At 67.6% G+C, this 23,582-nt stretch carries 22 protein-coding genes and 1 tRNA gene; 14 read left to right on the forward strand and 9 right to left on the reverse strand.

Translation table 11 applies throughout. The annotated features are described in order from the left end of the window. Positions 1 to 91: 91 nt before the first annotated feature. The 6 genes from tenA to ACWF0M_RS05270 all read left to right on the forward strand — a co-directional run bounded on the left by tenA (position 92) and on the right by ACWF0M_RS05270 (position 5,288). Positions 92 to 754 (forward strand): thiaminase II, encoded by a 663-nt coding sequence (tenA, locus tag ACWF0M_RS05245; RefSeq protein ID WP_452234338.1) that lies wholly within the window; start codon positions 92 to 94, stop codon positions 752 to 754. After that, positions 751 to 2,298, forward strand: a complete 1,548-nt coding sequence (locus ACWF0M_RS05250) for a phytoene desaturase family protein (protein ID WP_452234339.1) — start codon at positions 751 to 753, stop codon at positions 2,296 to 2,298. Before tenA ends, ACWF0M_RS05250 begins: the two co-directional genes overlap by 4 nt. A gap of 60 nt (positions 2,299 to 2,358) precedes the next feature. Further along, positions 2,359 to 2,431 (forward strand) — tRNA-Lys (locus ACWF0M_RS05255). Positions 2,432 to 2,651: 220 nt separating this feature from the next. Beyond that, positions 2,652 to 4,082, forward strand: a complete 1,431-nt coding sequence (locus ACWF0M_RS05260) for a helix-turn-helix domain-containing protein (protein ID WP_452234340.1) — start codon at positions 2,652 to 2,654, stop codon at positions 4,080 to 4,082. Positions 4,083 to 4,362: 280 nt separating this feature from the next. Then, positions 4,363 to 4,878, forward strand: coding sequence for a DUF2231 domain-containing protein (locus tag ACWF0M_RS05265; protein WP_452234341.1), 516 nt, complete (start codon positions 4,363 to 4,365; stop codon positions 4,876 to 4,878). Then, positions 4,878 to 5,288, forward strand: a complete 411-nt coding sequence (locus tag ACWF0M_RS05270) for a hypothetical protein (protein ID WP_452234342.1) — start codon at positions 4,878 to 4,880, stop codon at positions 5,286 to 5,288. The genes ACWF0M_RS05265 and ACWF0M_RS05270 overlap by 1 nt, the downstream gene beginning before the upstream one ends. A 614-nt stretch (positions 5,289 to 5,902) precedes the next feature. Here ACWF0M_RS05270 and ACWF0M_RS05275 read toward each other — a convergent pair. Next, a complete protein-coding gene (locus tag ACWF0M_RS05275) occupies positions 5,903 to 6,514 on the reverse strand; it encodes a Chromate resistance protein ChrB (RefSeq protein WP_452234343.1) in 612 nt (203 codons plus the stop codon). Positions 6,515 to 6,552: 38 nt separating this feature from the next. Here ACWF0M_RS05275 and ACWF0M_RS05280 point away from each other — a divergent pair, with 38 nt between their 5' ends. After that, positions 6,553 to 7,317 carry a phosphatase PAP2 family protein gene (locus tag ACWF0M_RS05280; protein ID WP_452234344.1) on the forward strand — a complete coding sequence of 255 codons (765 nt, stop codon included), beginning with the start codon at positions 6,553 to 6,555 and terminating at the stop codon, positions 7,315 to 7,317. A gap of 144 nt (positions 7,318 to 7,461) precedes the next feature. Here the strand turns inward: ACWF0M_RS05280 and ACWF0M_RS05285 are convergent, their stop codons facing one another. The 3 genes from ACWF0M_RS05285 to ACWF0M_RS05295 form a co-directional block, all read right to left on the reverse strand. Further along, positions 7,462 to 8,136, reverse strand: a complete 675-nt coding sequence (locus ACWF0M_RS05285) for a diacylglycerol/lipid kinase family protein (protein WP_452234345.1) — start codon at positions 8,134 to 8,136, stop codon at positions 7,462 to 7,464. Positions 8,137 to 8,269: 133 nt separating this feature from the next. Next, positions 8,270 to 8,995 carry a phosphatase PAP2 family protein gene (locus ACWF0M_RS05290; RefSeq protein ID WP_452234346.1) on the reverse strand — a complete coding sequence of 242 codons (726 nt, stop codon included), beginning with the start codon at positions 8,993 to 8,995 and terminating at the stop codon, positions 8,270 to 8,272. A gap of 96 nt (positions 8,996 to 9,091) precedes the next feature. Next, positions 9,092 to 11,119, reverse strand: a complete 2,028-nt coding sequence (locus ACWF0M_RS05295; protein ID WP_452234347.1) for a hypothetical protein — start codon at positions 11,117 to 11,119, stop codon at positions 9,092 to 9,094. A gap of 244 nt (positions 11,120 to 11,363) precedes the next feature. On the opposite strand from ACWF0M_RS05295, the gene yidD reads away from it, so the two are divergent. The 4 genes from yidD to ACWF0M_RS05315 all read left to right on the forward strand — a co-directional run bounded on the left by yidD (position 11,364) and on the right by ACWF0M_RS05315 (position 15,364). After that, positions 11,364 to 11,936 carry a membrane protein insertion efficiency factor YidD gene (yidD, locus tag ACWF0M_RS05300; RefSeq protein WP_452234348.1) on the forward strand — a complete coding sequence of 191 codons (573 nt, stop codon included), beginning with the start codon at positions 11,364 to 11,366 and terminating at the stop codon, positions 11,934 to 11,936. 61 nt (positions 11,937 to 11,997) lie between these two features. Further along, on the forward strand, positions 11,998 to 14,562 hold the full coding sequence (locus ACWF0M_RS05305) for a cation-translocating P-type ATPase (RefSeq protein ID WP_452234349.1): 2,565 nt from the start codon (positions 11,998 to 12,000) through the stop codon (positions 14,560 to 14,562). A gap of 81 nt (positions 14,563 to 14,643) precedes the next feature. Beyond that, a complete protein-coding gene (locus tag ACWF0M_RS05310; protein WP_452234350.1) occupies positions 14,644 to 15,120 on the forward strand; it encodes a GtrA family protein in 477 nt (158 codons plus the stop codon). Positions 15,121 to 15,193: 73 nt separating this feature from the next. Beyond that, on the forward strand, positions 15,194 to 15,364 hold the full coding sequence (locus ACWF0M_RS05315) for an undecaprenyl-diphosphate phosphatase (RefSeq protein WP_452234351.1): 171 nt from the start codon (positions 15,194 to 15,196) through the stop codon (positions 15,362 to 15,364). Here the strand turns inward: ACWF0M_RS05315 and ACWF0M_RS05320 are convergent. From ACWF0M_RS05320 to ACWF0M_RS05340, 5 genes are all read right to left on the reverse strand, one after another. After that, a complete protein-coding gene (locus ACWF0M_RS05320; RefSeq protein WP_452234490.1) occupies positions 15,291 to 15,584 on the reverse strand; it encodes a hypothetical protein in 294 nt (97 codons plus the stop codon). The genes ACWF0M_RS05315 and ACWF0M_RS05320 overlap by 74 nt on opposite strands. 1,013 nt (positions 15,585 to 16,597) lie before the next feature. Continuing rightward, positions 16,598 to 17,494, reverse strand: a complete 897-nt coding sequence (locus tag ACWF0M_RS05325) for a hypothetical protein (RefSeq protein WP_452234352.1) — start codon at positions 17,492 to 17,494, stop codon at positions 16,598 to 16,600. Then, a complete protein-coding gene (locus ACWF0M_RS05330; protein WP_452234353.1) occupies positions 17,491 to 17,898 on the reverse strand; it encodes a hypothetical protein in 408 nt (135 codons plus the stop codon). The genes ACWF0M_RS05325 and ACWF0M_RS05330 overlap by 4 nt, the downstream gene beginning before the upstream one ends. Positions 17,899 to 18,992: 1,094 nt before the next feature. Then, complete coding sequence (locus ACWF0M_RS05335; protein ID WP_452234354.1) at positions 18,993 to 19,256, reverse strand: hypothetical protein; 264 nt, start codon at positions 19,254 to 19,256, stop codon at positions 18,993 to 18,995. Between the two features lie 314 nt (positions 19,257 to 19,570). Next, on the reverse strand, positions 19,571 to 20,302 hold the full coding sequence (locus ACWF0M_RS05340; RefSeq protein ID WP_452234355.1) for a GntR family transcriptional regulator: 732 nt from the start codon (positions 20,300 to 20,302) through the stop codon (positions 19,571 to 19,573). Positions 20,303 to 20,430: 128 nt separating this feature from the next. Here ACWF0M_RS05340 and ACWF0M_RS05345 point away from each other — a divergent pair, with 128 nt between their 5' ends. The 3 genes from ACWF0M_RS05345 (at position 20,431) to ACWF0M_RS05355 (ending at position 23,574) form a co-directional block, all read left to right on the forward strand. Then, positions 20,431 to 21,789, forward strand: coding sequence for an ABC transporter substrate-binding protein (locus tag ACWF0M_RS05345; RefSeq protein WP_452234356.1), 1,359 nt, complete (start codon positions 20,431 to 20,433; stop codon positions 21,787 to 21,789). Between the two features lie 100 nt (positions 21,790 to 21,889). After that, the gene (locus ACWF0M_RS05350) at positions 21,890 to 22,765 is read left to right on the forward strand and encodes a carbohydrate ABC transporter permease (RefSeq protein WP_452234357.1); all 876 of its coding nucleotides are present in this window, start codon (positions 21,890 to 21,892) and stop codon (positions 22,763 to 22,765) included. Then, entirely contained in the window at positions 22,762 to 23,574 is an 813-nt protein-coding gene (locus ACWF0M_RS05355) for a carbohydrate ABC transporter permease (RefSeq protein WP_452234358.1), read from the forward strand. Before ACWF0M_RS05350 ends, ACWF0M_RS05355 begins: the two co-directional genes overlap by 4 nt. Positions 23,575 to 23,582: the final 8 nt, after the last annotated feature.

The raw sequence follows: 23,582 nt of genomic DNA on the forward strand, positions 1-23,582 counted from the left end.
GTCTCAGAGTATGGCCGGGACGTGACCTGCGTCTCCTCCTGCCTGCGTGCCCTCTCGATAGGGTCGGTGCAGTCGACGGCGAGGAGTGGGGATGACGTTTTCCAGCGAGCTGTGGGACCGCGGGGCTGCCTCCGTGTACGACGAGATCGTCCGGCACCCGTTCATCACCGGGCTCACCGACGGCACCCTCGACCACGACGCGTTCCGGTACTTCATCGTCCAGGACAGCCACTACCTCCGCGCGTACTCGCGGGCGCTCAGCCTGATCGCCGGCCGCGCACTCGACGAGGACGCGGTCAGCATGTTCGCGCTGCACGCCGCCAACGCGATCGCGGTCGAGCGGGAGCTGCACACCTCGTTGCTGGCGTCACTGGGGCTGTCCGCGGAGGACGTGGACGCAGCCGGATCCGGTCCGACCACCACGGCGTACATGTCCTATCTGACGGCCGTGTGCGCCACAGGTACGTACGCCGAGGCGGTAGCCGCCGTACTGCCCTGCTACTGGATCTACCGGGACGTGGGGCGGGAGTTGCTGAAGCGGTCGTCACCGGACCCGGCGTACCGGAAGTGGATCGAGACGTACGGCTCCGAGGAGTTCGACGCGGTGGTCGAATCGGTCCTCGCCGTCACGGACGGACTGGACGTGGGAGCCGCGGAGCGAGAACGTTGTCACCGGCACTTCGCGATGACGTGCCGCTACGAATGGATGTTCTGGGACGCCGCGTACCACAAGCTCGATTGGCCGGTGGGATGAAGGACTTCTACGACGTCGTCATAGTCGGCGGTGGCCACAACGGCCTCGTCGCTGCCGCGTACCTGGCCCAGTCCGGGCTCTCCACACTGATCCTGGAGCAGCAGTCGCACACCGGCGGCGCTGCAGTCAGTGAGCGTGTGTTCCCGGGTGTGGACGCGCGGCTGTCGCGCTACTCGTACCTGGTCAGTTTGCTGCCCGACAAGGTCGCCGCAGACCTGGGACTCAACCTGGAACTCCGGTCCCGCGCGGTCGCGTCGTACACGCCCGTGCGCCGCTCTGGACGCGACGTCGGCCTCATGGTCGAGCGGCCGGAAGGCACTGCCACCAGGGACTCGTTCCGCGCACTCACCGGGAGCGACGCGGAGTACGAGGCGTGGACGGACTTCTACGGCTCTGTCGGCTCGCTGGCCGCTGCCATCGCCCCCACTCTGCTTGAGCCGCTCCAGCCGGCAGCTGACCTCCGCTCCCGGGTCGACGGCGCACTGTGGGATGAACTGATCGAGCGGCCGCTCGGCGAGACCATCGAACGCCGCTTCGCCGACGACACCGTCCGTGGGGTCGTCGCGACGGACGGCGTTATCGGGACGTTCGCCGGGCTGCACGACGAGTCCCTGATCCAGAACAGGTGCTTCCTATACCACCTGATCGGCAACGGCACCGGCGAGTGGCGCGTGCCTGTCGGCGGCATGGGTGCGGTCACTGACGCACTGGCCGCTGCTGCGCGGCGTGCTGGTGCCGCACTGGTCACCGACGCAGCAGTCACAGCCGTAGAAGCAGACGGGACCCGCGGTTCGGTCACCTGGCTCGGTGGCGACGGCGAGCGATCCGTCGACTGCTCCTGGGTGCTGTCCAACGTCGCACCGTCGACACTGGCTGCGCTGCGTGGTCAGACCGATGTCGAGAAGCCCGAAGGGTCGCAACTGAAGGTCAACCTGCTGCTGCGTCACCTGCCGGCGTTGAAGTCCGGTGACGACCCGGCACGGGCGTTCGCCGGCACGTTCCACATCGACGAGGACTACACCCAGCTCGAGACGGCGTACCGATCCGCCGCGAGCGGCCAACTGCCCGCCGTACCGCCGTCCGAGGTGTACTGCCACTCGCTGACCGACCCGTCGATCCTCTCCCCCGACCTGGTTGCCTCCGGCCACCACACCCTGACTGTCTTCGGCGTGCACTTCCCCGCCCGTTTATTTGCCTCCGACAACGATTCGGCGCGGACCGAATCCACCCGGCGGGTGCTGGCCGGACTGGAGTCGTACCTCGCCGAGCCGCTCGAGGACTGCATCGCCCGCGACGCCGACGGCAACCTGTGCATCGAGGCGAAGACGCCGTACGACATCGAGGAATCCGTCGGCATGCCCGGCGGCCACATCTTCCACGGCGACCTCCAATGGCCCTGGGCCACCGACCCCTCCGACGCCGGCCGCTGGGGCACCGAAACCGACGTCCCCAACCTCCTGATCTGCGGCTCCGGCGCCCGCCGCGGCGGCGCCGTATCCGGCCTCGGCGGCCACAACGCCGCGATGACCATCCTCACCCGCTAACCGATTTCGCATCTCCCCGATCCCCCTGCTACGATCCTCTTCGTTCGAAAGCAACACCAAGCGCCGCTAGCTCAATTGGCAGAGCAGCTGACTCTTAATCAGCGGGTTCGGGGTTCGAGTCCCTGGCGGCGCACAAAAGCCCAGGTCACCAAGGTGCCCTGGGCTTCGTCGTGTCTGGAACAAACCACAAACTGACCACTTTGCCGGTCTGACTCACCATCGCGTGCGTCCGGCAACTGGCTCAGCTGACCTCTGCGACCCTCACCTGATCGTGACTATGCGTCACATCACACCTGATTCCTCGCCCTCGCCAGCGTTGAGCCTCCAAACCTCAAACAGGTTGGAGGCTTGATATGTCAAGGCCACCGCTGCCCATCGGAACCTGGGGACGCATCTCCACCCGGGTCGAGAAGACCGACGCCAAGGGCAAGCCCATCACCTACCTGGCAAAGGCCAGGATCCGCGACCACGACGGTCACGTTCGCCCGGTGACCGCCGTCGGCCGCAGCAAGACCGGCGCCGAGACCGCGCTGAAGCAGAAACTCCAGGACCGCGCCAGAACCAACCAGTCCGGCGGGCTCACCGCGATGCACAAGATCTCCCACCTCATCGACCTGTGGGAACACAAGTTCGAAGAGCGGATCAGGGACGGCAAGCGATCCCCCACCTCCCTCGAGACCTATCGACGCGTCATCAAGAACCACATCCGCCCCGCTTTCGCCGAACTCCGCATCGGCGAAGCCACCACCCAACGCATCGACACAGCCATCACCAACATCAAGAACCGCACCGGCGCCCCCACCGCCAAAACCTGCCGCGCAGTCCTGTCCGGAATGATGAAAATCGCCGTCCGCTACGGAGCCATCTCCGTCAACCCGGTCCGCGAAATCGAGACCATCGAAGCCGAACCCAAGACCCCGCCCCGCGCGCTAACCGGCGAGGAAGTCACCCTCCTCAGAAGACACCTCGCCGGCAACGACTACGCCGCCCGCGCCGACCTCCCCGACCTCGTCACCTTCATGCTCGCCACCGGCGTACGCATCGGCGAAGCCCTCGCCGTCCTCTGGCACCAGGTCGACCTCGAAGCCGGCACCGTCGAATTCACCCACACCATCGCCCGCATCAGGGGCGAAGGCCTGATCCGCAAGGCCACCAAGTCGAAGGCCGGCGAACGCCTCCTCCACCTCCCCAACTGGGCCGCTGCCGCACTCCGCGCCCGCCACGCCGCAGGCATCCGCCTCGACGAACCGATCTTCGCCGACACCCACGGCGGCCACCGAGACCCCTCCAACACCCGCCGAGCCCTCCGCGCCGCCCTCTCCCCCGTCGGCAGCACCGCCCGCCGCGACCTAGGCCTCACCCTCCGAACCCTCCGCCGCGACACCGGCATGACCCGCAAACAGGTCGCCGATCTACTCACCTGGCCGAAAACCAGAATCGAACTCATCGAAACCGGCCGCATCAAGGCCGGCCACCAACTGGTCGCAGAACTCGTCAAGACTTACAAAATCACCCTCGCCCACGACCCAGAACTACTCGCCCAGGTCAACGACGCCACCCAACCAACCGAGTCCGACAAACTCGCCTGGATCAAATCCCACGCCCTCCGCAAAACCACCGCCACCGCCCTCGACGAAGCAGGCCACACCGCCCGCCAAATAGCCGACCAACTAGGCCAAGCCAAAGTCTCCATAACCCAAGACATCTACATGGGCCGCCAAGCCGCCAACCCAGCCGCCGCAGAAGCCCTCGAGCGCGTCTTCGGAGATCCAGACCTCCTGTGACGCCACCGACGCACAACCATGCTCGTGCCACTGGGAACCGTCAGCCGCCGAGGCCGAACCGTTCAGCTGAGGCGACCTCGATGTCCTAATCCTCGCTTTACCGGGCCATGCGTGTCGTCATACCGCACCACTACCCGGAAGTTGCCGTTGGCGGCTCCCCCCGGGGCCACTCGGCAGTGCACCCTTCGGGAGTCCAGGCCATTGAACCGTTATCCGTTCACCGACGTATCAAAAGCAGGCGCACCCAGCGCCGGCGGTGATCGGGGGCAGCGTGGAACCGATGCGACAGGCCAAGCGGCCAGTGATCAGGCTCGCCGGGCCGTACGGTCACCCGCTCCACCCGGCCGCGGTGGCGATCCCGATCGGGTGCTGGACCGCCAGCCTGGTCTTCGACCTGGCTTCCCGGCTCGTCTCCGACGGCGCGTTCCTGGCGCGCGGGTCCCGCTGGCTGATCGCGCTCGGCGTCCTGGGTGCTCTCGCAGCGGCAACGCTCGGCTTCCTGGACTACTTCGCGATCCCGCCCCGAACGCCGGCCTTCCGCACCGCCACAGTGCACATGTCGCTGAACCTGGCCGTGACGACGTCGTACGCCGTCAACTACCTGCGCCGGCACGGCGCCACACCGCGGACCGGTTGGAGACTGATCTTGCTATCAGTGGTCAGCCTGGCAGCGCTGGCGGCGTCGGGCTACCTCGGCGGCAAGCTCGCCTACAGGTACGGCGTCCGTGTCGCTGACGAGACGACCCAGCTCGAGGGATATCAAGAGTCACCAGCCACCAAAAAGGAGGAGACCTGATGGCCATTGCCGCTCTGGTGACCTGGCTGGTCACCGCTGGACTCGGATTCAGCATGCTCTACCTGTGGATCTCCAAGGGCGGCGTCCAAGCAGCCCGAGGCGATACCGAGCCCACCACCCGATTCGCACCCGGGCTGATCCTCGGCCACTTCGCGCTCGCAACCACCGGCCTGATCCTCTGGATCATCTACGTGATCACCGACACCGAGGCGTTGACCTGGGTGGCGTTCGTGTTCCTGATTACCATCGCTGTCCTGGGCGATCTGCTGTTCCTACGCTGGCGCCGCGGCCCAAGATCCGGCACGGTCGAGTCCAGCCTGCGTAAGCCCGTCGTGTACACCCACGGCCTGTTCGCCGCGACGACCATCGTGCTGGTCCTACTCACCGCGCTCGGCGTCGGCGAGAGCTGAACAAATCGACCGGACCAGCGCTCGCTGGACACGGACGACGGATCCGCGGCACCGCAGCCATCCTCGGCGCAATGGGCCTGCTGACTGGCAACGAGCGAATATTCGAAGTGTGCAGTATTCAGTCCTGGCTGCGACCGGGCTGTGCTACGAGTCCCCTTAGGGTGCGCCTTCCGCCGGCTGAGTCTCTGACTGCCGACGAGATCTTGCGCACCGAATCGAGTACTCCATCACGTCAACCAGTGCGTACGACACGGGGTCGCCGAACTGGCGCACAGCCGGGGCAGCAGGAACCGCGCTCGCATTGCCTGCAGGCAATCGGGGGTGTCCGTGCGCTGCCGAGACCACCGTGAATCAGACTCGCCGTCGCAGCCAGTACTGGCGAGCCTGCTCGATGGTTGCTACACGGATCCTGGGATGTGCTGCCATCCGCATCAGTGTCGGGCCGACCACCTGAGAGCTCGCTGAGACCGGGACCATGCGCTTGAGACCCCACCTGACAGGGCATCGCAATTGGCCCGTAGGTCATGTCTGATGCCAGCGTACGACGCTACAGCAGCCAGGTAGCCAGAACCGCGACACCGAGCCGGATCAAGGTGCCATGGCACGGCACCACATCACGACACCCCTTCGCCGCCAGCTTCCAAGCCGGCGATCCGCAAGTGCGGCCGGCCGGAGTCGTCCGCGCCGGTATCGGCGGCCAACGCGGCGGCCTCGAACGCGGCGAACGCCGACCTGCACTTGTCGACCGCTTTCCTAGCGGCCTGTCCGCCCGCCGCGGCGAAGTAGTCACGAGCCTCGATCGAGGCCATCCAGCGCTCGAACCGTTCCAGGTCTGCCTCGGACTCCTCCACCTCGGCGTACGTCGCTCGCTTGCGCTCGGTTTCCTTGGCGATCTCGCTAAGGAAGGCGGGTACGCGTTCGAGCACCTCGCCGTACTCGACGTCCCGGTCCGCGCGTTGCTCGGCGATCACCAGCGCCTCCTCGGCCGGGTCGACCAGCTCGGTGTGCAGCACCCGCGCCTTGCCGCCCGAGCTGTTCACCCGGGCGACGAGCCGGTGCACCGTCTGCGGAACCTGACCGACCTCGGGAAGCAGACACACCGAGTTGTGCAGATACACAGCACCCAGCTTGCGCAGTTGGCGCCACACGTGGACCCGCAAAGACGCGTCCGAACCTGTCGTGACGCTGATGAGCAACCAGCGGGCCGTTTGATCCCGAGACGACATGTTACGAGCGTAACACTCATCTGGTACGGTCAGCGTGCATGAGGGGTCGAGGCGGGCATCGTGCGGATGCCGGCCGCCGCGATGTTCGTGCGGCGCATTCGGGCCAGGACCAGAGCGATCTGGATCACCGACTGTGGCCCCTTGGTATTGCTGTCACGCTGGGATTCGTCCTGTTCGCGGGGACCCTGCTGGACCTGGTGACCCGGGGGATGCTGCGCGACTGGGACCACCGCGTCATCCCTGCGGCGCGCGCAGTCGGAGCGCCGGAACCAGTGTTCTGGCGAGCCCTCGTCGACGTCGGCGGCGTGGGCTTCCTGTCCGCCGTTCTCATCGCCGCCGTCCTGACCCACGTGTTGAGACGGCGCCGGCTCGTGGAGCTGGTCCGGGCCGGCGCGTGGATCCTCGGCATCGAGATCGTCATCTGGCTGGCCAAGGTCAGCGTCGGACGAACCGCACCGCGTTCTCAACTCGACGAGCTCGCGGCAGGTGATCTGTCGTGGCCGTCAGGCCACGCGGCCGACGCCTTGGCGATCCTCCTCATTGCTGCCACGCTGCTCACCCGACCCGGAACGATCCTCGACCGAATCAGCTTCTGGGCCATCCCGGTCATCGCCGCCGGAGTCGCCATCGCCACCGTCCGGCTCCACAACCATTGGCCCACCGACGCGATCGGCGGCTGGGGCCTTGGCCTCTGCCTCGGCAGCCTCGCCAGGCGTTCGCTGCGCCGCAACGCCACGAGTCATCACAAGTCCTCGACCCAGAACCGAACCGCAACCGCTGGCCGCAAGGCGCCACCCAACTAACCGCACTCCGCCCGGCCGGTCGCATGCGGTACTCCGGAACTCGTTCGTCAGGCCCTACCTGCACCAAACGGTCCGCCGACCGCCGCGCCCGGACCAGCTCACGTCCCACGGATCGTGGCTTTGGACGGTCCCGCCCGCAGGCGATCAGGTGTCGGGGAAGTCGTGCGCCACGATGACCCGCAGCGCTTCGGGATCGACGCGGATGTCGACCGGGGTCGTTCTGAGCAGTTCGCCGTCGATGTCGACCGGCAGCGGCGGGTCGGTTTCGAGCCGGAGCTGGTCGGTGACCAGGAACGGCGTTTCCGTCAGGGTTCGGCGCCGGCCGGTGGCCAGGTGGCGCAGGGCGGCGGCGAGCAGCCGGCGGCGAGCTTGATCGCCGAGCACGTACGCGATCAGCAGCCGGTCGTCAGCGCTCGCATCGCGGGTGATGGGGGTCCCGGCGTGGAAGGCGCCGTTGGCGACGTTCACCTGACGAGTGCGCACGACCTGCTCGCGTCTGTCAGGGGTGGCGATGCGCGCTGTGAACGGGCGGTTTCCGCGCAGGTGGGCCAGCGCAGTCAGCGGATAGGCGGAGCGGCCGGCCAGGCGCTTGAGCTGATGCGGCACGTGCGCCCGGGGAGGCTGTCTCGCTGATGGTGCCGCGGTGAGCAGTTGGGTGACCCTGACTTGGTTGCGCCGACCCCGACGGGAGCGCGTGTTGACAAGCAGAACGGCCCGGCGCCGCTGCCGGATCGCCGCAGTGTGCTCGGCCTTGGTGCGCAGCCGGCCATCCACCGCGTCCGGGTCGGTGGGGAGTCGGGGTTGGTCGAGGTGCTTCACCCGTGCCAGCCTTGAAGTCGAAGGACGTCGCACACCGGGCCGGCGTCATGGCCCATGCCAGCGATCCCGGCGACCATGAGCGCCCGGTCGAGCAGACTCACTCCGACCTCCAGTGTCGGACGAGCAGGAGAGGTCACGACGGCGTTTCGGCTTCTCGGGGGCGGCCCGCTCCATCCTCGCCTGTTCCTGCCCCCGGCGGGCCGGACCGCAGCGACGGCCTGCGTCGGCCCGCCTGGGTACCGGTCGTGGCCGCCAACAGTACGGTGACGAGCCAGCCGGTGCCCAGGGCCCAGCCACCCAGGACGTCGGACAGGTAGTGCACGCCTAGATACAACCGGGACACGCCGACCGCGGTCGCCATAATCACAGCCACAGCCCAGACCGCGGCTCGAGCGGCTCGGCGAGTCAGGAGCAGGGTGGTGGTCAGCCAGGCCAGCAACCCGAACGCCACCACAGAGCTCGTGGCGTGGCCGGACGGAAAGGAGTACCCGTCAGCACGGGCGGCGGCGATCGCGACGTCGGGCCGGGGCCGTTCAACCAGCAGCTTGATGGCAAACACGAACAACTCAGTACCGCCGAGCGCGAGGGCGCCGACCCAGACCGGCCACCAAGCACGCATCCGCCAGGCCACCAGAGCGAGCACCACCACGACCAGCCAGCTGAGCGCCATCGCCCCGCCGACGTTGGTGACGGCTGTGAAGATGACCGTAGCCGCCCGTGTGCGGTGTGCAGTCAGGAATACGTTGAAGGGTTTGTCGATCCCCGCCACGCCCTCGCCGTCGAGCACCCCGTCGAGCAACTCGGCGAACGCTGCTCCGAGTACGGTCACGGCGACGAAGCCGGCAACGACCACGACCATGCGTGCTCCCTCGAGCCGCCCAGCCAGCCAACCAGGCCACCAAACCCCCCAGCGGCCAACAGACTCCTTCGGCCTCACGAGCTGCCCCTTTCGTCGCTAGCCCTGCCCAACGCCGCCCTCGGCGCGCGCCGCGTCACGTTGCTCCGCTTCGTTGCTGGTTGGTCCACCCAGAACTGCTGCGATCGTCAGTGGCGCGGCGAGAAGCAGTACGGACGCGGCGACGATCGCCCCCGAATCATTGACCAGCGCCCCGACGAGCCCAACGGTCACGGCACCCGCCAACCCGCTCCGCAGCCCAGGCACCGACCGCACCCCTTTCCAGGCAGCCGCGAGCCGCTCCGGCCCGGCAAGCCGCACCGCGAGCCAGATCGCGGCCAGGACAACCGGGATGAACACGAGCGTCGGCAGCATCGCGTCGACCTTGCGGCCGAGGACAGGCGTGGCCTGGCCGGACACGAGCTGGCCCGCGAATCTGCCCAGATGCGTCTCGTGCGCTGCGCCGCGTGCGTGGTCTGCGAACGCCATACCGAGAACCACGCAGGCTCCGGCGACACCGAGCACGACCAGCCGTCGCACCGAGACGTTGCGTTCAGCCACCAGCAACGCCGTGACGCCGACTCCGCAGACCAACGCGATCACACCGCCGAAATCGCTGCCCCACCCCGGAACGCCGTCGATCGCAATCCCTGCCAGGCCAGCCGCCACCACGAACGACACGGCCGCCGAGCGAGGCCAGCTCCCGCGACTGGTCCCCCAGCTGCTGACTGTGGCCGCGAGGATCAGCAGCGCCGTCGCGAACACAGCGAAGACAACGTTGCCCATCCCGTAGTACCGGGCACCCTCCACTGCGGTATATCCGAACGGATTGTCCATCTGCAGCGACAGTCCCGCGACCAGGTCCGCGGCGACCACCACGACGGTCGTCCCCGTGAGCACAATGATCGGCCTCAGGACGTCTGGCCGCTGTCGGCGCCCGACAGCGAGGGCTGCAACAATTCCTGCCCAGAGCAGCGTAACCGCGAGCATCGACAGCACCGGATGCGACGAACCCGGCCACGGCAACAGGCCGGCAAGGAGCGTCGACACCGGAATTGCGGCACAGGCCGCAGCCGCCGCGCACGTGAGCCGCCGGGCACGGGCACCCCAGCGCGACGCGGATCCTCGAACCAAGATCATGGCCGCGGCCGCGGCCGAGACTATGACGAGGACCGCAGCGACGCCGACGACAAAGAACGTCCTGACGGCTTCCGTCGCAGCGGCGGCCACATCATGGCGGGCCAGCTCAGCGACCACGGCAGCGAACGATGCCGGACGGCGACGGTCAGTCACCCAGCCTGGCTCGGCATCGGGGCCGGGCACTGGTCCAGAACTACCGATGAGAGCATCGACGGTCCCAGCGAGTTCGGGCAGCAGCACGAGGTCGTGACGTCGTGTCGAGCTCGAACCGAGGTAGCCGCCACCAGCCCCACCGTCGAGGAGAGCGACATGCAGGTGTGCCGGGCCGCCATCGTCCGACAGTCCTGCCAAGATGATGTTGCTCCCGGCAGGCACCCGGGCGAGCACGGAACCGACCACCTGGTCCGCTTCTCGCACCGCCGCTCGACGCTCCTCACCAGTTGTCGGCACCTGCGACGGCTGGTGCACGGACCGGACGATCGCATCGACGTCCACGGCTGTCACCGGGCAGCGCGTCCACGTGGCGGCCGAACTCGTCCGCACATCCGGCGCGTAGTAGTCGACAACACCGTTGCCGTCGGCAAGACCGAGTACAGCACCCGGTCCGACCGCACTGGTGCAGCCACCATTCGCGTGGACGGCGTCACCCAGTGCGCCGATCCGGCCCCACCGCGGACCGGCCGACTCCGCCGGCGTTTCCTCCACGCTCGCGCCGGGCAGGTCCGGGATCTTCGCACCGTTCGCCGTACGCCGTGGCGAGGTGACCGGGCCGCAGCCGACACCTGCGTCCGCGCGGCTGCCGGCCGACACCATCAGCCACCCGTCGGCGGGACACGTCCGGGAACTCAACCCACGCACGACCAGCGATCCGACGGCCGCGTGGTCAGCGAGATCCCAGATCGCTGGGGTCCCGGCCTGGCTCAGGTCGCTCCAACGCAGGTCGGGCACCCCGATCAGTATCACGGGGCGGCTGCCGATGGGCTGCCCAACATCCACAGCCGCCGCAGTCGAGCCTTGAACGGACAGCAGGACGCTTACCAGCAAGACTGCCGCCGTCCGCATCAGCCACCTCCGGCGCGGCGCCATGTACGACATCCCTCCGGCCCGATCGCCGGGGACGAACGCACCGTCTCACGCCCGAGCTGAGATGAAGCTGAGGACAGCCGCTACACGTACGAACTTACGGTGAAGTGTGATCCTGCGTGTCCGTCATGGGATCGTGACGCCCTCACCCGAGCCGGACCCCGAGGCTGCCCGGACCCGCCGCGGCTGTGACTGGGCCGCCGCCCGGCACGCAGCGTGCGGCCGCCCAGCCCGCAAACAGGACTGCAAGGAGTGCGCCTGCAACCTGCCCGCCGTTCTCAGCGGCCTGATCGCGCTGCTCAGTATCGCTGGGCGAACCAGCCGGGTCCGGACCGCTCCGCGCACCCGCACGACAGTCCCGGCCCGGGCTGCGGTCACGGCCATCCGCGCCTACCAGCGCTGGCTGTCACCACGTCTGGGTTTCCGCTGCCGCTACCAGCCCAGCTGCAGCCAGTACGGTCTCGCCGCGATCGCAAGGTACGGACTGGGTCTCGGCGCCGACCTCACCGCGAGCCCGATCCGCCGATGCACCGACGAGATCGCGCTCGGCACGCCCGACCCGGTGCCCGACGACGATGAGGCCAAGGGCCTGGCGCGTGGCCTCAACTCCGTCAGAGGCGCGCTTGCCGAACCTCACGCGGATCGTGAGAACGAACGTAACTCTCGCCTGTTACGCTCATAACAGCGCGGTTCCGCGTGCACCTGCTCCTTGCCCGCAACGGCCCGACCCGGAGAAGATCTCGATGACGTCCGAGCCCGTCGTGCCCACGATCACCGAAGCCGCGGCCGATATCGAATGGCACGCGCTGCCGGCCGACGAAAGTCTGCACCGCCTCGACGCCCGGCGAGACGGCCTGTCGACCGCCGAGGCAGCCGATCGCCTGAACCGGTTCGGGGGCAACTCGCTCGCCAAACGCAAGCAGGAGTCCTGGCTGGAGGAGTTCGCGGAGTCGTTCCTCGAGCCGCTGCAGTTGCTGCTGGTCGCGGTTGCCGTGCTGTCGTTCGTGTTCGGCGAACGTGGGGACGCCTTCGCGATCCTTGGCGTGATCCTGCTCAGCGCCGCCGTCGAGACGACGTCCGAGGTACGTTCGGCCCGGGCGATCGACGCCCTGGACGAATTGTCCGCTCCGCACGCCCGCGTGTGGCGATCCGGTACGGCGACAACCGTTCCGGCGGCGGACGTCGTACCCGGTGACGTGCTGCTGCTCGAAGCTGGTGACGTGATCGCCGCCGACGGCAGGCTGCTGTCCGCCGAGGGGCTGAGAGTCGACGAATCGGCTCTGACCGGGGAAGCACTCTCGGCAGGCAAGAGTTCGAGTGTGCTGACCGAAGGCACCGACCTCGCCGACCGGGCGAACATGGTCTACACCGGGACCGCCGTCGTCGACGGCCAAGCCCGCGCGCTCGTCGTGGCGACCGGACAACAGACCGAACTCGGCAAGCTGGGCGCGGCCGTGACGTCGCAGGACGAACCCCTGAGTGGCCTGCAACGGGCGACGCGAGAACTGGCTCGGCTCGTCCTGATCCTCGCGATCGTCGTATCGGTCGGGGTGCCGGTGGTCGGCGTGGTCCTGGGCCAACCCTTGAAGGACATGCTGCTCACCGGGCTGACGCTCGCGTTCGCCACCGTCCCGGAGGAACTGCCCATCCTGGTCACGATGCTGCTCGCCATCGGCGGCCTGCAGCTGGCGAGGCGCGGGGCCTTGTTGCGTCGACTCGAAGTGGGCGAGACGCTCGGCTCGGTCACCTACCTGCTCACGGACAAGACCGGCACTCTGACCCAGAACCGGATGCAGCTGACCGACGTACACGGCGAGCGGCTACTGGTGCTGACGATCGCCGCCGCGGCACAAGGGGCAGGAACCGGAAGCGCCGATCCGATGGACCTCGCCGTCGCGGACGCTGCCAAGGAGGCGGGCGTCATCAGCGAGCCGGGCGACATCATCGCCGCGTGGCCGTTCGATTCCGACCGCAAGCGCGTGTCTCGTCTCCTGCACACCGATCAGCGGACCTGGGTCGCGGTTGCCGGAGCACCCGAGGCGGTCCTCGCCGCGGCCGGACCGGGCGACGTGACCTCCTGGGAACAGATCGTCCACAACGTCGCGACCGGCGGGCAGCGGACGATCGCCGTCGCCTGGCGCGAAGCGCCCGAGCTCGCCGGCCAACCGAAAGACGAGATCACGGTGAACCAGGTCGAATCCGGCCTGACCGTCGCCGGACTACTCGTCTTCGACGATCCGGTTCGCGCCGACGTCCCGGCAGCCGTCGCTGAACTCGGTACGGCGGGCGTCGCCACGATCGTCGTCACCGGCGACCACCCACTGACCGGCCGATCCGTCGCCACCCGGGCCGGACTCCCCGACGGTCCGACGTTGCGCGGAGGTACGCAACTCGCAACCGTCGACGACTCGGCGCTGCTCAGCGAGGTCCACGACGGCACGGTCATCGGCCGTGCCACACCGCGTGACAAGCAACGCCTCGTGTCGCTGCTCCAGAGCCAAGGCGAGGTTGTCGCTGTGACAGGGGACGGTGTCAACGACGCACCGGCGCTGGCCACCGCGAACGCCGGCATCGCGATGGGTGCCCGCGGCACCGATCTGGCCCGCCAAGCGGCCGGTCTGGTACTCACCGACGACTCGTACGCGACTGTCGTCCGCGCGATCGAGAAGGGCCGGTCGATCGCCTCCCAGTTGCGTCGCGCGGTCGCGTTCTACCTCGGCGCCAAGGTTGCGCTCGTCGCCGCAGTACTCGCCGCTCTGATCGCCGGCCACCCCGCACCGTTCGCACCCGTTCAGATCGTGCTGCTCGAACTGTTCATGGACATCGGCGCCTCGATCGCCTTCGTCTCCGAGCCCGAGGCACCAGCAGCGATGACACGGCCGCCACGCTCACCGCGAGCGAAATTCGTCGACAGCACGTTCCTGCAGGCTCTGCTGGCCTGTGCGCTCACCCTCGCGCTCGCCGTGGCACCGGCGTACCTGCTGCTGCTCAATGCGGGCGCAACGACCGAGCAGGCACGCAACGGAGCTGTGTTCGCCTGGCTCGTGGCCCATACTTTCATCGCCTGGTCGCTGCGCGCTCGGCCAGGGCTGTCCTGGCGACGCAACCCTGCCTTCCCCATCTGGACACTCAGCGCCCTCGTCGTCGCGGCCCTCGCCGCCACCACACCAGCCGCCGCGCTGCTCCGCCTCGAACCGCTCACGCCCGGCCAACTCGCCACCACTGCCACCACTGCCACCACGACACTCTGCGGCGTCGCCCTCGCCTGGATCATCCGGCCGCTGACCAACACGAGCCGGCACCTCTGACCAGCTATGACCAGCAACGGCACTCCTCGCGCCAAGCCAGCCGACGATGGCGACGCTTGCCTGGACTGGCAGCCTCCCAGCGTGGCATCGACTGCCCACGCAGCGACCGAACGCAGCGATGAACGGTTCGCAAGCGCGATGGCGGCCACGACCCGCCGGCTCCCCTGGGGTCTGTCCAGGATTGTGCCGCCCAACCTGCTCGGATTCGCCCTCATCAACGGATTCACCTTTGGCGTCGACCTAGCCCTCCTCACGCTCCTGCGCTCGTGGCTCCAGCTCCCACTCTGGCTGGCAATCACCATCGCCTACTGCTGCGCCTTCGCCCTGAGCTACGTCCTCAACCGGACCCTGAACTTCCGCTCGCACGCCCCGGTCGGCGCCCAGCTCGCCCGCTACGCAGGCGTCGTCGCACTCAACTACCTCGTCTGGATCCTCGGCGTCGGCACCGGCCTGACCGCCCTCGGTGTCGAGTACCACCTCTCCCGGCTCACCGCCGGCCTCTGCGAGGGCCTCTACATGTACTGCGCCATGCGCTGGATCGTCTTCCGGAAACGCTGACGCCCTCGCACCTGCCCACCCACGTTGACTCACTGCACGCTCCCGGGGTCTTCCTAGATAGGAACAGGTCACGGTGAACTGGTTTCAGGTCGCCGTACTCGCCGTCGTGCAGGGCTTGACCGAGTTCCTGCCGGTGTCGTCCAGCGCCCACCTACGCGTCGTGTCCGCGCTCATGGACTGGCCAGACCCCGGGGTGCCGCGTTCACCGCCGTCACCCAACTGGGGACCGAAGCCTCCGTACTGACCTCTTTCCGCCGCGAGATCGCCGCGGTCGTCGCGGCCTGGACGACGTCGCTGTTCCGGCCGGAGCGGCGCAAGGACCCGCTGGTCAGGCTGGGATGGTTCATCATTCTCGGCAGCGTGCCGATCCCCAAGATCGGCGACGGCATCACACCCGCCTGAGGACCCGCCATCGTTGCCTTCGGCATCGAATACCCCGTCATCGCCTGGTTCCTGCGCTTCATCACAACCCACACCTTCCTGCCCTTCGTCGGGTACCGCGTCGCCGTCGGGACCCTCCTCATCGCCCTCGTCGCCACCGGTGCCATCGCCCCCACAGCAGGCGGCTGACAACACTCCCACCAGAAGCCGAACCGAGCCTCCGACAGCGCGCGGGTCACCACCACCGGCGAGCGCCACACCGATACTGCGGCGGTGGCCAGATCCGGGTCGCACAAGAGCCTGGTACGGGGATCGGAGCCGGACGGCTTGGATGCCCAGGACATCTCATCGCGGAGTGCCGACTTGCCCAGCCTCGAAGACCTCCCCCGATTCCGGTCTTCCCGACGAATTCCTTGAGCGTCGCCATGTCGCTGGTCACCACCGGCAGCCCCGCGAACACGTACTTGAACACCTTGTTCGGCAGGCCAACTCGCGAGTCGGGTACCGGAGGATCGGAATCAGGCCCACGCCCGCCGTGCGCAGAAACGACACGACGTCACTCGGCGGCACCGGCTCGACGAACTGCACACGCTCGTCCACATCGAGCGACCCCCAGGATGCGAAGCTCAACCGCCGGTTTGGTCGCGGTCGCGTGCACCCACACCACCGCCAGCTGCACCCCGGGCAACTGTGGCAGCGCGGCAATCGCGGTCCCGACCCCGCTCAATCCGATCCGGGGAGCGGACGGCGGGACTACCTGGCTTGATGTCCGCCAAGGGTGGGCTGGTGATCACGACACCTGCACGCCTTCGCCGAGCGTCCGACGCTGAGTCTGCTGCTCGCCCTCCTGATCGCCGCGGTCATCGCCGTCGCCGGGCCCCAGTGGATACGAGCCACCGGGGTCGTAGCCACCCACAGCACCGAGCCTGCCCTCCGGCCGTACCTGGCCACCTGCCTGGTCACCGCCGTCATCGGGCTCGCCGTCAACGATTCCGGCATCATCATCCCCGCCGTAGCCCTCGCGGTCGCTTTGCCGCCGGTCTCGGGCGTCTGGGCAGCCACGCCGCCGCCCACCCACACTCGGCACCGTTGCGCGCTAGCCGGTTGCTCCCTCGTGCTGTCCGGCGCCGAGCCGCCTGGCATGGCGTTCTGGCGACCAGGCAGCGATCCGCTCCAGCGGTGCGAAGGCCAGCCAGCAGACCACCGTCGGTAGGAAATGAATCCCGAGGATCACCGTGTTCGCCACGTGGAATCCCAGGAAGAACAGGGCCCCAGACAGCTGCCAGCGGCCACGCATCCACAAGATCGCCGGCGAGAGGAACTCGCCGATGATCCCGACCCATTGCATGACGTGCAGGAGCCACGGGTAGTGCAGCAGCCACTGCCCGACCGGGTTCGGCCTGCGCACGATCGCCCAGGTCAGGACCGCGCTGTCCGGCCACGCCAGCGTCCAGCCCGCGCCGCGCAGCTTGGCGATCGCGGACAGGAAGTAGGTCGCGATCACGGCGATCTGGACGCAGCGGATCGCCCAGCCCGCAGCCTCGGACCGGGTCTGGTCCGCGTACGGCGACACCTCGCGCAGCCAGCGCCTGTTCTGAGTCGGAGCCACCGTCGGCAGGACCCACAGCGCCACCACAAGGGCCAGGTGGTCGTGGTCCACCTTTCCGTCGCTCATCCCGATCAGCACCCACCAGGTGAACGCCGGCGCAACCACCCAGCCGGCCAGCCGCGGTAACCGGTTCGAGGCGCCGATCAGGCACCCGGCGATCAACACGACATAGAGCGTCGTCGTATTCGCCACCGACGGCCTGGGCAAGTCCAGCAGCCGCGCCAGGAACAGTGGTTGGTAGAAACCCGGCGACTCACCCTTCAGCCGGGTGTCTCGAACGAAGGCGTGCATGTCGAGAATGACGAACAGGTACAGGATCGTGCGCAGCCAGGCGATCCGCGCCAGCGCGATCTTGGGGGTGAACCAGTTCACGGCTGACCTCATCGGCGTACCCGCCAGGTCGCCAGGATCTCGGACTTGGGCGGCCCGTCGACATGGCCATCGACCAACTGGGTGGTGTCCCGGATCAGCTCCAGCCTCAAATACCCGGGCCGGTCCGGGTGCTTTCGCGCCCAGCCGTCCGCGACTGCCTGCAGCAAGGACGGATCCGCCACGATCGCGCCGGTCCGCGCCTCGATCTCGGCGCGGGCGATGCCTGCTCCCCCGATCTCCAGCGGTACGTCGACCGTCGTGCCGGCGTTCGTCTGCGCGCTGATCCGGATGGAGGTGATCGAGGCATCGTCGGCCACCGAGCCGGCGTACTGCGACATCGGCCCAAACGGCCACGCGTCGTCGGTGGCCCGCACTGTCCCATTCACCAGCAACGCGATGAAGGACCAGACCACCACGACCCGCACAATCCTGCCGAGCCGAATCACCGCGCCCGCTCCCGCCGAAGTGTCACGCCAGTCATTACACACCAGCGAAGACCTTCGGCCCCCGATGCCAGACGCCGGCAGCGGCGACGGCCCGGCTGACCATGAGCAAGAAGGACCACCTTGCGCAACGGCGGCGGGAGAACCGCCGGCTGCTCGAAGACGCCCACATCCCGGAGTGCGCATCGGTGAGTAGTACATGTACGACGTGGAGTCACCCGTAGCCGGGTATGCGACTGCGCCGGTCGTTTCCACCGTCGCGGGCGCGTTCGGCGGCCGGTTCCAGGTCAGCGAGCGCCAGCCCGGCATTCCGCACACTTGCCAAGTCGAAGCCCGTCGCGCGAAGGCTGTCGACCGACCGGGATCGCCGCCAGGCGCGTAGCCGATCGACCAGTTCGAGCCCTGGGTCCAGCGCCTCGAGTACGCCACCACGCTTGAGATAGTCCTTGGCTCAGCCTTCTTGCCCCGAGCAACTGTCGTCGGAAGAACATCGTTGCGGGCTGATTCACCGCGATCAGCCGCCGCTGGACCGCGATGGTCGGCACGATGTGCGGGTTCACGATGTATCCGCGGGAGTCGAGTCAGCTTCGGTTCGACAATCGCCTCGGCGTCACTGCATCGGAACCTGGCTTGGTAGATCCTCACAAGCCCAGGCGGAATTCTCGATCCTCCTCGTCGACACAGGTCGATGTCGTCGGTGCCATGCTGCGCAGCCCTTCCTGCGTCGGCACGTGTCGCTCCGTGACCTCGATCAGGCGCCCTGCAGCAGCAACGACTCGACCGCCCAACGTCTCGACAAGCCGGACCGCGGGCGACCTTCCGAGTGTCCCCGTCGCACTGGCAATCAGATCCGCGGACGCTCCGGCCGGCACGACACCGAACCTCGCGAGCAATGTGTACGCAACCGACGTCGCCTCCAATCTGGCCAAACCATGGCATCCCGAGTCACGAGACAGTTTGTGCATACGCAAGCAGCATCCACAACTGACTGCCTCGAAGCTCACCCCGGCCACACGACCAACAGAACCTGGAACCCAGGATCAAGGACACCGCCGCCGAACGACGTATCACAAAGGACCGACGCCGTTGTCCCTGTCTGGCTCCTCCAGCAACGACCGCGCCGACAGCGAGCCAGACCGCCGGCGCACCGCCAGCCGATCAGGCGCGTCGGCCCGACCAGGCGACTCCGCCCACAGCCCAGCCGAACGAGCCAACTGGTCCCCCGCCGAATCGATCGCCTCGTCGATCAACTCGATGAGCTTGCGGATACTCCACGCAACGTTGCTCTGCCCAACCTCACGGTGCAGCTGATCTCGCGGGGCATCATTCACAACTTCCAATTTCCGAGGATCCATGGCCTCGAAGATCGCGTTCCCGGCACCTCCCCAGAACCAGGATCACACAATCCAGGATCCGGCCGATGTGATCGGCTTGCCGACGCAAAGCCGGGCGATCCCGCAACCCGATCGAGAGAGGCAGAGCCGCCGGCGCTCTTGCTCAGACCGTCCGGAACCGAGTACGCGGAGTCCGGCTGGAGCCGAGGCGCAGACGGCGAAAGCGGCCAGCAGTATGCGGCGCTGGACAACACCGCATCTCGTTGTCCTCGCAGGTCGCCTCATTTTCTGCTCGGCGTGAACCCGTCCAGCTAATGACCGAGCGGGAGGGCGCGGTAGAGGTCGGCTTCGAAGCGGTAGGCGTCGCCGCGGTAGGTGTTGTAGCCGAGGAGGATCGGCGTACCGGCGCGGTCGTAGGCGACCTCGCGGCCGATCAGGACCGGGTTGCCGGTGGGGATGGTGAGCAGTGCGGCGGTCTCGGCGGAGGCCGCGTCGGCCTGGACCGAGTAGGCACTGCGGTAGACCGACACCGAGCACAGTTGCTCGAGCGCGTCGTACAGGGATCGGTCGGTCAGGTCCACGCCCATCAGCGGTGCACCGATCGTCATCGGGATGATGTTGGTGTCGACGCAGATCGGGGTCGAGTTCATGCCGCGCAGGCGGACGAGGACCAGGACCTCGCCGCCCGGCGGGATGCCGAGGCGCTCGGCCTCGTCGATGGTCGCCGAGCGCAGGGTCCGCTCGAGGACCTTCGCCGTCGCGTTCAGCCCGCGGAGCCGCGCCATCTCGGTGAAGCTCTGCAGGGTGCTCGGCGGCTCCCCGACCGTCGGGCTCGGCACGAACCAGCCGCGCTGCGGCGAGCGGGCGATCCGGCCTCCGTTCTCGAGTTCGCCCAAGGCGCTGCGCAGGGTGCTCCGGCTGACATGGAACTGCTCTGCCAGCTGCCGCTCGCCGGGCAGCCGCGAACCAGGTGGGTAGACGCCCCGGTTGATGGCATCGCTCAGCTCGCGAACCACACCCGCGGCCACTGTCGGAGTCCTCATCGTCATAACCGTACCAGTTCTGGCTTTGGCTCAAAACTGGTCGCGTTCTGGCATGACTGGTCTGGTTATGGCTACGGTTGACGGCATCCGCTCGGAACGGGGCATCCGATGAATCGAAGGAGACCGGCATGAAGAGACGACGCCTGATGGGCGCGGCTGCCACTGTTCTCGCCGCAGCCACTGTGCTGGCGGCGTGCGCCCCAGGCGGCTCGAGCCCCGGAGCGGCGAGCTCGCCCAGCGGAGTCTCGACGAACGTCTCTGGTGAGGCCGTCACGTTGAAGATGCTCGACTTCTGGCAGGGCGCCGAAGGCAAGTGGATGGACTCCGTCGTCGCCGGTTTCGAGAAGGAACATCCGAACATCACGATCAAGCGGACCACGCAGGACTGGGGTCAGGTGATGAACACCGTGAACCTGCGTCTCGCGGACCCGAACGGGCCGGACATCGCACTGGTCAACAACGGCTGGCAGTCGATGGGCACGCTGGCCAAGGGCGGCCGGATCCTCAACCTCGACGCGTACGCCACGGCGTACGGATGGAACAAGGAGATCCCGACCACGATCCTGCGCCAACTGCAGTTCACCTCGGACGGCAAGCAGATGGGCACCGGCTCGCTCTACGCGACCCCGGCAGCCCGGTCGTCGCTGATCGGGCTGTATTACAACAAGGCCATCCTCGACAAGCTCGGGCTGCAGGTGCCGAAGACGCTTGAGGAGTTCGAGAAGGCGTGCGCGGCGGTCAAGGCGGCCGGCCAGGTTCCGATCGCGTACGGGTCGCAGGACAAGGGGTCTGCGACGGCGATCCTGTTCGCGCTGCAGGATCTCTACGGGTCGGCCAAGGACATCGGTGACTTCGTCTACTCCAGCGGGTCGACCCCGATCACGTCGACGGGCATCGTGCAGGCGGCCACCGCGGTCAAGAAGTGGGCTGATGCCGGCTGGTTCACGCCGAGCTACCCGGGTGTTCAGTACGCAGACGCTGTGAACAATTTCCTGGCCGGTAAGGGCGCCTTCCGCTTCGAGTACACCGGCTCGCTCGGGTTCTCCACCGCTCAGAAGCAGACCTATGGGTACGTCCAGCTCCCGCAAGCGTCCGGCGACAAAGTGGTTGGCACCGGCTCTACGGCAGGGAATCTCGCCATCTCCGCGAAGTCGAAGCACCCGGACGCGGCGGCGGCCTTCCTCGACTACATGGCGAGCAAGGCGACAGCGCAGCTCGCGGTGGACAACGGCTATCTCCCGCTCCTGCACAACGATGTGACGGCTCCGACCAACAACCCGGAGTTCGTCAGCGAGGTCTCCGGGCAGCAGAAACTCGACGAGGGCGACGGATACGTGCCGTACTTCGACTGGTCGACACCGACGATGCTCGACACGCTCGGTGGTCAGTTGCAGCTGCTGCTGGCCGGCAAGACGACGCCCGAACAACTATCCGATGCCGGCCAGAAGGATTACGACACCTTCCAGGCGCAGCGGGCAAAGGGCTGACCGGATGAGTTCCCGTCAACTGCTGCAGCGGCAGGCCAGACCTGCCACTGCAGGCGGGACGGCCCCCGCGTCGGATCGCGCTCGAACTGGCCGACCGAAGATGTCGGGGCGGGCACGCAAACGGCGCTGGCTCGGCCTCGCGTTCGCCGCGCCCGCGCTCATCTTCTACGGCTTCGTGGTGATAGTCCCGATCCTGCAGAGCGTGAGCTACTCGTTCTACAGCTGGGACGGTGTGACGACCGCGCGGTTCGTTGGGCTGAGCAACTACACCGCCTTCTTCACCGATCCTGAACTGACTCAGTCGCTGCAGCACGTACTCGTACTGGTGCTGTTCTTCGCCGCCCTGCCGATCGTGCTCGGGCTGGTGTCGGCTGCGCTCCTCGGGCGCGGTCGGGTGCGCGGCGGTGGTCTCTACCGGTGGCTACTGTTTCTGCCGCAAGTGCTGACGAGCGTCGTGGTGGCCGTGATCTGGAAACGGATCTACGGACCGGACGGACCGCTGAACAGCGCACTGCGAGCCGTCGGTCTCGACGGCCTCGCCCACAACTGGCTCGGCGATTTCACCTGGGCGCTGCCGGCGCTCGGTGTGATCGGCACCTGGACCGCGCTCGGCCTGTGCATGGTCCTCTTTGTCGCCGGGGTCTCGGCGATTCCCGTCGAGCTGTTCGAACAGGCCCGGATGGACGGCGCCGGCCCGGTCCGCGAGTTCTTCGCGATCACGCTGCCCGCTTTACGCGGACAACTCGCGGTCGGGCTGACGCTCACCGTCACCGGCGCGCTGCGTGCCTTCGACCTGGTGTGGGTCACCACTCAGGGCGGACCCGGCAGCTCCACCACCACACCAGCCTTACTGCTCTACCGGAAAGCGTTCCTCAACCCGGACGTGGGCATGGCGGCCGCCATCGGCATCGTGCTGGCGATCATCTGCCTGCTGGTGGCGCTGGTCATCACCAGACTGTCCGAGGAGAAGGCATGATCTCCCGCACCGAACGCGTCCTCAACCACACGGTCCTGGCGTTCGTCTCGATTCTCGTCCTGTTCCCCGTAGTCTGGTTCCTGTTCACTGCGCTGAGCCCGAACCGCGGTGGTCAGATCGACCTGACGAACCTCCACTGGGAGAACTTCAGCACCGCGTGGCAGCTCGGCGGTTTCGGGCGCGCGATGCTCGCCTCCGCGGTGATCACGATCGGCGCGGTGACCGGACAGACCATCCTGGCCGTCCTTTCCGGCTTCGCCTTCGGCGTCCTCGGCGTGGCCGGGCAGAAGGTCATCTTCCCACTGGTCCTGCTCGGCCTGATGATCTCCGCCGAGGTCTTCATCGTCCCGCTGTACTACACGTTCCAGTCCCTCGGGCTGACGAATTCCTGGCTGGGCCTGATCATCATCCAGATCGGCATGGGCGTGCCCTTCGGGGCGTTCTGGATGCGGGCAACGTTCCGCGCGGTCCCCGGATCCCTGATCGAGGCAGCGGAGATCGACGGCGCGCGGACCTGGCGCATCCTGTGGCAGATCCTGCTGCCGATCTCGCGGCCCGCCGTACTGACCCTCGTGCTGCTGTCGTTCATGTGGACCTGGAACGACTTCTTCCTGTCGCTGATCTTCATCGCCGACCCGGCGATTCAGCCGGCCACGCTGGCGCTCGGCGTGTTCCAGGGACAGCACAGCGTCGACGTGAACCTGCTCGCCGCCGGTTCCCTCATCGTCGCTCTCCCGGTGCTCGTGCTCTACGCCTTCTTCCAGCGGCATTTCATCCGCGGCGTGCTGAACGGCGCCCTCAAGGAATGACCACCTCC

Source organism: Kribbella sp. NPDC055110 (assembly GCF_053607525.1).